This is a genomic window from Microbacterium sp., from assembly GCF_035687345.1.
Classification (GTDB): Bacteria; Actinomycetota; Actinomycetes; order Actinomycetales; family Microbacteriaceae; genus Microbacterium.
In genome coordinates, this window is the sequence record NZ_DASRXZ010000141.1 from 1 (window position 1) to 12,418 (window position 12,418).

Here is a 12,418-nt window from a genome sequence, read left to right on the forward strand (position 1 = left end):
CTTTGGCGCGGGGTGAGCGCCGCGTTAGCGTGAGACACGAGAACCTCCTGGTTCAGAGCGGATGCGGTAGCAGCTCCACTCTGCCGGGAGGTTCTCGTCACATCAGGGAAGCCAGATCAAACAACCTCCCTGGGCAGTACATCTAGGCGACCCGTTATGAGAAGAGTCTCATGGCGGATCCTCGTTGACGCGAGCGGCATTCACGGTATCGTCACGTGGCAGTGACGGCTCGGAGCGGTGCGATGAAGGGGGCGGCGGTCGCAGTGGCGACCGTTGTGGCATCGATCGCCCTCGTGGTCTCCTCTCTCGGCATTCCTGCTGCTGCGGAGACCGTGTCGCCGACCCCGACTCCGACCGCGGACGCTTCGCCGACACCGCCGCCCACGCCCACGCCGACGGACGATCCCGGTCCGACGCCCACGGAGGAGCCGTCGCCGACACCGACGCCGACGACGGAGGAGCCTTCGCCCACCCCGACGAATGAGCCGAGCCCGGACGTGACGCCGATCCCTGTCGTGCCGGAACCCGACGAAGTCGCCCCGGAGGAGCGCCTCGGGATCAGCGCCGTCCCCGTTCCCGGTGCGACGCGCATCACGACCGGATCCGATCAGTACGTCGCGTCCACGAACGCGTCTCGCGCGCTGTTTCCCGGCGGTGCGAGCACGGTCATCCTCGCGCCCGGTCTGTACCCGATCTTCGCCTCGACGGCGTCGGCCCTCGCGGCCGATCGCGAGGCTCCGATCCTGTACGTCCAGCCGGGTGCGATCCCGGGGGTCGTGATGAACGAGCTGCGTAGACTGGCGCCGTCGTCGATCCTGGTGGTGGGCGGCCCCGCGTACGTTTCGGATGCCGTCGTCAACGCCGCGCGCGCGGTCACCCCGAATGTGACGCGACTGGGCGGGGCGAACCTCTACGAGACGTCGCGGCTCATCTTCGCACAGCAGACGTCGGCAGCGGACACCGTCTACATCGCCGGTGGGTTGACGCATTACGACGCACCGCTCGCGTCGGTACTGGGCGCCGCGCACGGGAAGCGGGTGCTCGTCGTGTACGGACACGGTGCGCCGCCGGACGCGGCGACCATCGAACTCCTTCGGGCGGCGGGGACCCGTTCGATCGTCATCGTGCGCAGCGCGGCCGCCGCGATGATCCCCGCTTACGAGCCTGCGCTCCGCGCGGCAGGGTTCCAAGTGTCCCGGACCGCGCACATCGATGCGCGGGCGCTGTCGAACTTGGTGGCGTCCGAGGTGCCGTCGCCCGCAACATCCGTCCTTGTCAACGTCGATCGTGGGTCAGACGTCGGCCTCGCGGGGATGACGGCGAGTGTGCTCCGGCAACCGCTGTACTTCCCGTACCGCGAATGCGTACCGCAAACGATGTCATCGCGGATCGCCGGCACCACCGGTCATGTGCTCGCCGTCGCCGACTCCCTCGCACTCGCGGCCGCAGTCGAATCGAACACGAGCTGCAACGTCGAGAAGCCCCGGCTTCAGTCCGCGCTCAACTCGGCACTGCGATCGGTGATGTCTCAATACCCCGGCATCACGAGCGTGACCGTCCGGCAGATCGGTGAGCTCGCTCAGATCACCGAGGTCAACGGCGGAGTCCGTCGGGAGCCGGCGAGCATGATGAAGATCTTCGCGGCGTGGGCGGCGTACAAGCTCATCGACGAGGGGCGTGCCTCCTGGAGCACGATGCTGCGCTCGGGGGTCAAGCTCGGCGTCTGCATCCACGTGATGCTGTACGTGTCGGACAACTTCTGCCACACCGACATCGTCCACTTCATCACCATCCCCGAGCTGAACCGGATGATCCGCGCCGCCGGCTTCACGAACACGGTCTACGGCAATGTGCCGTACGGCGCGGACGTCCTCTACGCCGGGAACCGCACGACGACCAACGACCTCGCATGGATGATCGAGCGACTCGCGAACGGGTCGATCCTGTCGAAGGCCAACTCGGACCAGATCCTCGCAATCATGCGGTCCCAGATCTGGCGATCGCGCATCGCGTCGGGCATCCCGCCCGGCATCTCGCAGGCCAGCAAACCCGGTGCGCTCTGGATCGCATCCGGTCTCATGCAGGGTGACACCGCGCTCATCCACGGGACGTGGGCGAGCTATTCGATCGCGATCATCGGCGACGCCGCTCCACCCCAGGAGGCCCTGCGCGCCATGTCGCGCGTCGTCTACACGCATCTGAACGGAGCGTTCGGCACCGCCGCCACCTATCCGGCTCAGCAGATGGAGACCAGGACGCCTTCGCTCCTGCGAGCCTCGCCCAACGGCGCTGTGGTGGCGACTGTTCCGGCGCGCTATCCGCTCGCCGTGCACAACACGGTCCGGGTCTGGTACGAGGTGCAGTACGGGTCGCGCCGCCTGTGGATCCACTACACCGGACTGCGCAACCGCTGACGCGCGAGGTACCGTGAGCGCCATGCCGCTCGCTGCTTCATCCCTCGCCCTCGCATCCTCCGTCGCCGCACGGCTCGAAGTCCTGGTGTCGACCGGGTCGACGAACGCCGACCTCGCGCACGCCGCCGCGGATGCTCCGAAGGAATGGCCGCATCTCTCGGTGATCGTCACCGACGACCAGCGCTCGGGCAGGGGCCGGCTCGACCGGTCGTGGGAGGCGCCGCCCGGCTCGGGCCTCGCGGTATCGGTGCTCGTGCGCGTGGGCGCGCTGCCGACGCGCAGCCGCGGGTGGATCCCCCTCGTGGCGGGCGCTGCGATGGCGCGAGCGGTGGCGGCGCAGGTCGTCGGCGCGGGACACGACGCGCGCGTCAAGTGGCCCAACGACGTGCTGCTCGACGGCGCGAAGCTGTGCGGGATCCTCGCGGAGGTGGTGCCGGGGCATCCGGATGCCGTCGTCGTCGGCGCCGGTGTCAACACGCGCATGACGGCGGAGCAGCTCCCGGTTCCGACCGCGACCTCGTTCGCGATCGCGGGGCTCGAGGCGGACGAGGACCGTCTCCTCGCCGACTACCTCACCGCGCTCGACGAGCAGCTCCGCGCGCTCGAGACGGCGCACGGCGACGCCGCCGGCGCGGGCGTCCTCGCCGAGGTCGAGGCGCTTTGCGCGACACTCGGACGCGAGGTCGCGGTCTCCCTGCCCGGCGGTACGACGCTCGAGGGGCGTGCGCAGCGCATCGATCCCGATGGTCGGCTCGTGGTGATGACCGGTCTCACCGAGACCGCGGTCGCCGCGGGCGACGTCGTGCACGTGCGCTGACCGTCCCGCTGCGCGACGCGAGGTTACGCGGGATCACGCGTGAAATGCCGTCCCAGCGGGGCGGTGCCGGGAGAATGGAGGCATGACGCAGCCGATCGGGTACGGCGGGAGGCCCATCACCCCCGCCCCGGGCGCGCCGACTCCCGAGCTCCGAGTCGCGCGCTTCCGCGGGCACGCCCGCCGGCTCTTCTGGTCGGCCCTGGTCCTCATCGCGGTCGCGGGAGCCGTGGGCTACTTCTACGGCAACCTGCCGGCGCCGTTCCAGAACTGGATGCTGCTGCTCGCCGCCGCCGCGATCCTCCTCGTCGCCGTCGTGCTCCCCTTCGCCGCGTGGTGGTCGCGCACGTACCTCATCACGACGCGTCGCGTGATCGCCCGCAGGGGACTGTTCCGCCGCGCGACCCGCGAGCTCGAACACGTGCGCGGCTACTCGATCGACCTGCGTCGCGGGATCCTGCAGCGCATGTGGGGCGCCGGCACCCTGACGCTCTCGAACGGCGTGGACGAACCGCTCCGCATGGTCGACATCCCCAGTGCCGAGCTCGTGCACGAGGTCCTCGTCGATCAGGTCGAGGTCAACCAGATCCTCGCGCACCGCGATGCTCAGCCCCTGCCGCTCGCACCCGACTCGCCTCCCGAGCGCGGCTGACGCGGCATCCGCATCACCCGGCCCGTCGCACGACGGGCCGCCTGGAATGATGGGTGGGTCGAAAGGAACCCCATGGCGCTTCGAGTCGGAGTCGTCGGCGGCGGACAGCTCGCCCGCATGATGATCGCCCCCGCCGTCGAGCTCGGCGTCGAGCTGCGCGTTCTCGCCGAGCAGCCCGGCATGGCCGCCGCCCTCGCCGCGACGGCGGTCGGCGACTATCGCGACGCCGACACGGTGCTCGCGTTCGCGCGCGACGTCGACGTGCTCACGTTCGACCACGAGCACGTGCCGCAGGAGGTGCTCGCCGTCCTCGTCGACGAGGGCATCGCGGTGCGGCCGGGGCCCGGGGCGCTGCGGTTCGCGCAGGACAAGCTCGCGATGCGCGCCCGGCTCGACGAGCTCGGCATGCCCCAGCCGGAGTGGGCCGCCGTCACGAGCGCCGCCGGTCTGCAGGAGTTCCTCGACGCGCACGACGGCGCTGCGGTCGTGAAGACGCCGCGCGGCGGCTACGACGGCAAGGGCGTGCGCGTCGTGCGCTCGGCGACCGAGGCCGAGGACTGGTTCGCGACCCTCGCCGAGGACGCCCGCGGCGGCGCGCTGCTCGTCGAGGAGCTCGTCGACTTCCGCCGCGAGCTCGCCCAGCAGGTCGCGCGCCGCCCCTCCGGCGAGGTGCGCACGTACCCCGTCGTCGAGACTGTGCAGCGCGACGGCGTGTGCGCCGAGGTCGTCGCACCCGCGCCGCATTCGCCCGAGCGCCTCGACGAGGTCGCCGCGTCGATCGGCGTCGGGATCGCCGAGGGCCTGGACGTCACCGGCATGCTCGCGGTCGAGCTCTTCGAGACGATCGACGAGCGGGTGCTGGTCAACGAGCTCGCGATGCGCCCCCACAACAGCGGCCACTGGACGCAGGACGGCGCCGTCACGAGCCAGTTCGAGCAGCACCTGCGCGCCGTGCTCGACCTTCCGCTCGGCGACCCCTCGCCGCTGGCCGCGTGGTCGGTCATGGTCAACATCCTCGGCGGGCCCCAGAAAGCCTCGATCGACGAGCGGTTCGCGTCCGCGATGGCCGAGCACCCGACGGCGAAGATCCACACCTATGGCAAAGATCCGCGTCCGGGCCGCAAGGTCGGCCACATCAACGTCGCGGGGGACGACCTCGACGACGTCGCATACGAGGCGCGGGCCGCAGCGGAGCACTTCGCGGACTGATCGGCGACGCACGCCGCAAATCCCGCGCCGTTGCGGGGTTCTTCCAGCCATCGCCAATAGCCTGGTCGGGTGACCCGACCCCTGCATTCCTCCGATGCGCCCCTCGTCGGGGTCGTCATGGGCTCCGATTCGGACTGGCGCGTCATGAGCGACGCGTCTCAGGTGCTGAGCGACTTCGTCATCCCGCACGAGGTCGAGGTGGTCTCCGCCCACCGCACGCCCGACAAGCTCATGCGCTACGGCCGCGAGGCGCGTGAGCGCGGCATCCGCGTCATCATCGCCGGCGCCGGCGGCGCCGCACACCTCCCGGGCATGCTCGCGTCCGTGACGTCCGTACCCGTCATCGGCGTGCCGGTGCAGCTCGCGACGCTCGACGGGCTCGACTCCCTGCTCAGCATCGTGCAGATGCCCGCCGGGATCCCCGTCGCCACCGTGTCGATCAACGGGGCCAGGAACGCGGGGCTGCTCGCCGTCCGCATCCTCGGAACATCGGATGCGGCGACCGCTGACCGGGTCGAGGCGTATGCGCGCGAGCTCGAGCAGCAGGTCGAGGAGAAGAACCGGCGGCTCAAGGAGGCGCTGTGAGCGTCATGAGCCCTCCGCGTGCGACTGCTGCCCCTCCGCCGGCCCGTGTCGTCGAGGAGAGGCCGCTGCGCCACCCCGACGCGTCGTCGCGCGCGATGATGACACGTCGTGGCTGGTGGCTGGTCCTGCTCAACTTCCTGCTTCCCGGATCCGCGCAGATCCTCGCGGGCAACCGCAGGCTCGGGCGTCTCGGGCTCGCCGCGACGCTCCTGATGTGGACCGTCGTGATCCTCGGCGGCCTGTGCGCGCTGCTGTGGCAGCAGGTGTTCATCACGATCGCCACGAACTGGTTCGCACTGCTCGCGGCGCAGGTCCTGCTCATCGCGTACATCGTGCTGTGGGTGGTGCTGACGTTCGACACCCTGCGGCTCGTGCGGCTCGTCAAGACCCGCCCGGGCGCACGGTTCGGCATCGCAGGTCTCTCGGTCGTGCTCCTCGTCGTCTCGGGAGGCGTCGCCGCGTACGCGGCGAACTCCGCGGGCGTGCTGCGCGACACGATCGGGCTCGTCTTCGGCGCGAGCGGGCCGCCGGTGCCGCCGTCGGACGGCTACTACAACATCCTGCTGCTGGGCGCCGACAGCGGCGACGGACGCGATTCGATGCGCTTCGACTCGATCTCGGTCGTGTCGGTCAACGCAGACACGGGCGCGGTCACGATCACGGGCGTCCCGCGCGACATGCCCAACGTGCCGTTCTCCGAGGGCCCGATGCGCGACCGCTATCCGAACGGACACCAGGGCCACGCCGACCCGAACTGCGGATGGGGGAGCGGCATCAACCAGCTGCGCACCGAGGTCGAGGTCTGCCAGGACGGCGACGCGCTCTACCCCGACGCGCGTGCGAACGGCTCCGCCCCGGCGATCGAGGCGACGAAGGACGCCGCCGAGGGCGTGCTCGGGATCGAGATCCCGTACTACGTCTTCCTCGACATGCACGGGTTCGCGGCCCTCATCGACGCGCTCGGCGGTGTCGACATCACCGTCGAGCAGCGCCTGCCGAAGGGCGGCGGGCCCTCGTACCAGGGCCAGCCCGCCGAGGAGTGGGCGATCGGCTGGATCGAGGCGGGCCCGCAGCACATGGACGGCGACACGGCGCAGTGGTACGCCCGCTCGCGGTACACGACGAGCGACTTCGACCGCATGAAGCGCCAGCGCCAGCTGCAGCAGGCGATCCTCGAGCAGTTCACGCCCCAGACGGTGCTGACGCGCTTCCAGGACGTCGCCACCGCGGGCGCCGCCATCGTGCAGACCGATCTGCCGCAGTCGCTCCTGCCGTACTTCGTCGACCTCGCGCTCAAGGCGAAGGAGCAGCCGGTCACCACGATCGAGCTCACCCCGGAGGGCGGGATCGACGAGCACGAGCCGGACTTCGCATACATCCAGGAGCTCGTGCGCAACGCGCTGCATCCGCCGTCTCCTTCGCCCTCGGCCGACTGACCCGGTCCTGCGGCTGTATCCCCGCTGCCGCGGGTACTCTCGACACCATGACGGCGACGTTGCGGGTGATCCTCGATCAGCTCGTGGCGCCCACGGATGCCGCGCTCGCCGAAGCCTCCCGCGATCTCGCCCGCGCGCTCGTGATCGCGTCCCCCTCGGGGTGCGAGGTCGAGGTCGTCGTGCCCTCCGGGCCGTCGCGCGACATCGAGGCGGAGGTGCCGGGCGTCGCGAGCATCCAGCGGTCGGGGCTGCCCCGCCGAGAGCTCGCCGCGGCGCTGCAGCTCGGCATCCCGACGGGCATCAGCGGGGGCATGGTCCACTCGCCGACGATGTTCGCGCCGCTCGTGAAGCACGACCGCGTGCACGACCACGACCAGACCGTCATCACGGTGTGGGACCTGCGGGCCTGGGCGCACCCCGGCGAGCTGCCACGGGCCGAGGCCGGCTGGCAGCGCGCGATGCTCAAGCGCGCGGTCAAGCACGCCGACGCCGTCGTCGTGCCGACGCATTCGATGGGGGAGCGGCTCGCCGAGGCGGCGCCCCTGGGCGACCGCATCCGCGTCATCGCCGGCGCCGCACCGACCGGGTTCGCCGTCCCCACCGACGAGGTCGGTCGACGCCGTGAACTCGGGTTGCCGGAGGGCTACGTGCTGCTGGCCGGCGGTGCGGCGGAATCAGACGGTCTCGACGACGGCTTCGCCGCCGTCGCGCGCTCGCAGCTCCAGGTGCCCGTCGTCGTGATCGACGCGGGAGATGGCGAGGAGCCGGTCCTGGCCGACCGTGCCGCCGCCGCAGGGCTCCCGGAGCGCCTGCTGCACGTGCGCGGAGCGCTCCAGGCGCACGACCGGGCGGCGGTGTTCGGCGCGGCCCTCGCGCTCGTGGCGCCGTCGCGCCGCATGGCGTTCCCGTGGCGCGTGCTCGAAGCGCTCGCGCTCGGTGTTCCGGTCGTGGCGGCGGGAACCGACGTGCATCGCGAGGTCGTGGTCGACGGCGGGGCGCTCGTCGAGCCGGATGGGTCCGGCTCGTTCGCCGACGGTCTCGCGGCGGCCCTGGCGGAAGCCCTCGCCTCGACGGCATCCGCCGAGCGCTTCGCCGTCCTGGCGTCTGACCGGGGGCGGGCGTTCTCCTGGCGCGAGGCGGCCGATCGCGTGTGGCAGCTGCACGCGGATCTGTGAGGACTGACGGCGATTGCCGGCCCAGAGGAGGCGGGATGCACGGATGCACACCCCGGACTGTCGGGGACGGAACCCTAGAATGAGTGAGTTTGCATTCCCGATACCCGACACGAGGCAGCATCCGTGACCGTCGATCCCGCCCTCTTCGCGCGCGTCCCACGCTCCGAATTCGACATTCCGGGGCGCAGCGGCGGCCTGCTCGACGTGTTTCGCTGGCACTACCTGCTCCGCCTCCTGGTGCGCACCGGAGTCACGACCCGGTACCGCAACTCGGTGCTCGGATGGACGTGGTCGTACGTGCGTCCGGCCGCGCAGTTCCTTGTGTTCTGGATCGTCCTGGGCCTGTTCCTGAACCTCGAGCGGGGGATCGCGAACTACGCGATCTACCTCTTCTCGGGGATCGTGGTCATCAACCTCTTCTCCGAGGGCTACAAGAACGCGACGACATCCATCGTCGGCAACGCCCCGCTCGTGCGAAAGGTGTATCTGCCTCGGCAGCTGTTCGCGGTGTCGGCGGTGTTCGTCGCCTTCGTGCATTTCCTGCCGCAGGTCGGGCTGCTGCTCGTGGTGTGCCTCTTCCTCGGCTGGATCATGCAGATCTCGATCCTCTCGATCCTCGCGATCCTGGCCGGGATGGCGCTCGTCATGCTCTTCGCTCTCGGACTCGGACTGCTCTTCGGCGCGGTGAACGTGCGATACCGCGACGCCGAGAACATCGTCGAGCTGTTGCTCCTGCTCGCGACCTGGGCGTCGCCGGTGCTCTACTCCTGGACGATGGTGCAGGACGCAATCAAGATGATGGGGTGGCCGGATTGGCTGCTCGAGGTCTATCTGCTGAATCCGATCACGCAGGCGGTGGAGCTCTTCCACTACGCGTTCTGGTACCCCGTCACCTCGACCGATCTGCCTCTTCCGCCGGACCTCGCGCTGAACACGCTGTGGACGTTCCTCATCTCGATCGCCACTCTGCTGCTCGGCCAGGCGGTGTTCCGTCGTCTCGAAGGAAGGTTCGCCCAGGATCTATGACCGGGAAGACCATGACACCTGTCCGCCCGTCGATCATCGTCGACGGGGTCCACAAGCGCTTCACCCTCAACCACGCGTTCTCGCTCAAGGACACCGTCGTCGCGTGGGTGCGCGGCCGGTCGACGTCGAGCTCGTTCGAGGCGCTCAAAGGGCTCGACCTCGTCATCGACGAGGGTGAGTCGGTGGCGATCCTCGGTCTCAACGGCTCGGGCAAGTCGACGCTGCTCAAGCTCATCTCCGGCGTCATGCAGCCCGACGAGGGGCAGGTGCTGACACGGGGCCGCGTCGCGGGCCTCATTGAGGTCGGCGCCGGCTTCCACCCCGAGCTCTCCGGCCGTGAGAACGTGTTCCTCAACGCGGCGATTCTTGGCATGAGCCGCAAGGAGATCGAAGCGCGCTACGACGAGATCGTGGCGTTCAGCGAGATCGAGGAGTTCATCGACCAGGAGGTCAAGCACTACTCGTCCGGAATGTTCATGCGGCTGGCCTTCTCGGTCGCGATCCACGTTGAGCTCGACATCCTGCTCGTCGACGAGATCCTGTCGGTGGGCGATGCGCCCTTCCGCGAGAAGTGCCGACAGAAGTTCGCGGAGCTCATCCAGGCGAGGAAGACGCTCGTGGTCGTGAGCCACGACATGGAGATGGTGCGCGAACTGTGCACCCGCGGCGTCGTCATCAACAAAGGCGAGATGATCTACGACGGTCCGGTCGAGGGAGCCATCGCGCTGGTGGAGTCGTGATCGTCGACTGGCTCGCCGCGTCGCCGAGCCTGCTCGCAGCCGTCGCGGTCATCTTCCTCCCCGGCCTCGCGATCGGCTTCTGCATCCGGCTGCGCGGACTCGCGCTGTGGGCGCTCGCGCCGGCGGCGAGCATCGTCGTGCTCTCGGTGCTGGCGATCGCGCTCGGCGCGGTGGGCATCGCGTGGTCGCCGCTGAGCGTGGCGGTCGGATGCCTCGTCCTGATCGCGCTCGCGTTCATGGTCGGCCGGGCGCTGAAACCCGTCAGCCTCGCGCCCGCGATCTCCTCACGGGGGTGGCTTCTCACGACCGCGCTCGTCGTGGGTGCGGTGCTCGGCGTCATCCGAGTCGTGCTCTACATCGGCGAGCCGGACGCGATCTCACAGACCAACGACGCCGTCTTCCACCTCAACGCCCTCCGCTGGATCGCCGAGACCGGCTCGGCGTCCTCCTTCCACCTGTCTCAGGTCACAGGGTCGCGACTCTTCTACCCGGGCGCCTGGCATGCCGTGGCATCGCTGACATCGATGGTGTCGGGCTCGGCGATCCCCGTCGCGGTAAACATGGTCTCCGTCGTGACGGCGGTCGTCGTGTGGCCGCTCGGCCTCACGTGGCTCGCGCGCGAGGCGTCGAAGTCGAATGCCGTCGCCGCGGCCGCGGCCGTCCTGTCGTCGGCGCTCATCGCGTTCCCGATGCTCATGCTCGAGTGGGGCGTGCTCTACCCCAACCTCGTCAGTGTCGCGCTGCTTCCGGCGGCCGTTTCGATCGTGGTCGCTGCGCCGCGCTGGATCTCGATCGGGGGAGTGGACGGGCACGGCGCGCGTGCCGCGATCCTCACCGCCCTGTTGCTGGCCGGTGCGCTCGGCGCGGTCGCATTCGCGCAGCCCGCGACGCTGCTCGCGTGGCTCGTCCTCGCGGTGTCGTTCTTCAGCTGGTGGGCCCTGCCGTGGGCGATGCGGCGACCCGCCCCTCGCCGCGCCGCGATCGCGGCGGTCGCGGGCGCCTGGCTCATCACATTCGTGCTGTGGTTCATCCTGAGCCGACAGACGACCGGATCGCACTGGCCGCCCTTCGAAGGCAAGCTCGCCGTGTTCGCCGACGTGCTGCTCAACGGACCCGTCATGCTCCCGTTCGCCGTCGGGATCAGCGTCCTCATGATCGTGGGGCTGGTGCGCTCCGTGATCGAGCCGACGCTGCGGTGGCTCGCGACGAGTTGGCTCATCCTCAGCGGCCTCTACATCGTCACCGCCTCCATCGGCCAGCCGTTCCTCCGACGCTGGCTCGTCGGGGCATGGTACGCGGATCCGTACCGCATGGCCGCGCTTCTGCCCGTCGTCGTGATCCCGCTCGCGGCGATCGGTCTCGTGTGGATCGTCGGATGGCTCGCGGCCAGGCTCCGGCGCGGTGCAGCGGCCCCCACCGCGGACGGCGGCGAGCCCGCGCGCGCTGCCGACCTCGCGGGTTGGCTCAGCGCGGGCGTGGCGGCCGTCGTCGTGATCGTCCCTCTCCTGATCGCGCCTATCGTCATGATGCCGAAGGTCATCGAGAACGAGTGGGACGAGGAGTCTCGGTATGCGAGCGGTCCCGACAGTTGGCTGTCGCCCGACGAGCGGGCGCTTCTCGAAGGCCTCGACGATCTCGTGCCCGCAGACGCCGTGATCATCGCGAACCCCTCGACCGGCTCCGGCTTCGGCTACATGCTGAGCGGGCGGGACGTCTACCCGCGTACGTGGGCCCATCCGCGCACGGCCGAATGGAAGACCATCAGCGAGTCGCTCCGCGACGCGGGCACCGACCCCGCGGTGTGCGAGGCGCTCGAGGTGTACGGCTCTCCGGAGTTCGTCCTCGACTTCGGCGAGGGCGAGGCGACGCCCGGTCGCTTCGTGCTGCCCGGAATGACGGACTTCGAAGGTCAGCCCGGCTTCGAGCTCGTCGCCCGCGAGGGCGATGCGTCGCTCTGGCGCCTCACCGCGTGCGACTGATCAGTCGTCTTCGCGGCTGTCAGCGGTCTTCGGATGCGGTCGGCGCCGGTGCCGAGTCCTCGTGCTGCTTCGCCTCGAGGAGCGCGACCTTGCGAGCGAGCAGCGTCACCTGCCGCTGCGTCGCGAGGTTGTGCCGGTACTGCGTGTACAGCGAGGCGAGGAATGCGATGACGAGTCCGTAGAGCAGCAGATCCGTGCCGCGGCCGACCCCGACGAGGTTCGCCACCCACGACAGCCACTGCGGGAAGAGGATCGACAGGATCGCCGCCAGGATGAACAACCCCGACAGCATCCGTCGGATCGCGAGGTGGCTGTCGGCGCCGGTGCGGCGCATGAGCAGAGCGCCGATGACCACGACGCCCGCGATCAGAAGCAACTGGATCCACAT

The 12,418-nt window shown here is 69.9% G+C and carries 11 protein-coding genes; 10 read left to right on the forward strand and 1 reads right to left on the reverse strand.

The annotated features are described in order from the left end of the window. The first annotated feature begins 497 nt into the window (after window positions 1-497). The 10 genes from VFF97_RS16470 (at window position 498) to VFF97_RS16515 (ending at window position 12,030) form a co-directional block, all read left to right on the forward strand. Window positions 498-2,414, forward strand: a complete 1,917-nt coding sequence (locus tag VFF97_RS16470; protein ID WP_325034589.1) for a serine hydrolase — start codon at window positions 498-500, stop codon at window positions 2,412-2,414. A gap of 22 nt (window positions 2,415-2,436) precedes the next feature. Further along, entirely contained in the window at window positions 2,437-3,231 is a 795-nt protein-coding gene (locus VFF97_RS16475; protein WP_325034590.1) for a biotin--[acetyl-CoA-carboxylase] ligase, read from the forward strand. Window positions 3,232-3,313: 82 nt separating this feature from the next. Further along, window positions 3,314-3,880 (forward strand): PH domain-containing protein, encoded by a 567-nt coding sequence (locus VFF97_RS16480; protein ID WP_325034591.1) that lies wholly within the window; start codon window positions 3,314-3,316, stop codon window positions 3,878-3,880. Window positions 3,881-3,952: 72 nt separating this feature from the next. Then, window positions 3,953-5,089 carry a 5-(carboxyamino)imidazole ribonucleotide synthase gene (locus VFF97_RS16485; RefSeq protein ID WP_325034592.1) on the forward strand — a complete coding sequence of 379 codons (1,137 nt, stop codon included), beginning with the start codon at window positions 3,953-3,955 and terminating at the stop codon, window positions 5,087-5,089. A gap of 117 nt (window positions 5,090-5,206) precedes the next feature. Next, the gene (purE, locus tag VFF97_RS16490; protein WP_325034641.1) at window positions 5,207-5,674 is read left to right on the forward strand and encodes a 5-(carboxyamino)imidazole ribonucleotide mutase; all 468 of its coding nucleotides are present in this window, start codon (window positions 5,207-5,209) and stop codon (window positions 5,672-5,674) included. Then, window positions 5,671-7,110: an LCP family protein gene (locus VFF97_RS16495; RefSeq protein WP_325034593.1), complete on the forward strand. Its 1,440-nt coding sequence runs from the start codon at window positions 5,671-5,673 to the stop codon at window positions 7,108-7,110. Before purE ends, VFF97_RS16495 begins: the two co-directional genes overlap by 4 nt. A 47-nt stretch (window positions 7,111-7,157) precedes the next feature. After that, window positions 7,158-8,285 (forward strand): glycosyltransferase, encoded by a 1,128-nt coding sequence (locus VFF97_RS16500; protein WP_325034594.1) that lies wholly within the window; start codon window positions 7,158-7,160, stop codon window positions 8,283-8,285. A 123-nt stretch (window positions 8,286-8,408) separates the two neighbouring features. Continuing rightward, window positions 8,409-9,311: an ABC transporter permease gene (locus tag VFF97_RS16505; RefSeq protein WP_325034595.1), complete on the forward strand. Its 903-nt coding sequence runs from the start codon at window positions 8,409-8,411 to the stop codon at window positions 9,309-9,311. Beyond that, window positions 9,308-10,051, forward strand: coding sequence for an ABC transporter ATP-binding protein (locus tag VFF97_RS16510; RefSeq protein ID WP_325034596.1), 744 nt, complete (start codon window positions 9,308-9,310; stop codon window positions 10,049-10,051). The genes VFF97_RS16505 and VFF97_RS16510 overlap by 4 nt, the downstream gene beginning before the upstream one ends. After that, window positions 10,048-12,030 (forward strand): DUF6541 family protein, encoded by a 1,983-nt coding sequence (locus VFF97_RS16515; RefSeq protein ID WP_325034597.1) that lies wholly within the window; start codon window positions 10,048-10,050, stop codon window positions 12,028-12,030. Before VFF97_RS16510 ends, VFF97_RS16515 begins: the two co-directional genes overlap by 4 nt. 19 nt (window positions 12,031-12,049) lie before the next feature. Here VFF97_RS16515 and VFF97_RS16520 read toward each other — a convergent pair whose 3' ends face one another. Next, on the reverse strand, window positions 12,050-12,418 hold the full coding sequence (locus tag VFF97_RS16520) for a DUF2304 domain-containing protein (RefSeq protein ID WP_325034598.1): 369 nt from the start codon (window positions 12,416-12,418) through the stop codon (window positions 12,050-12,052).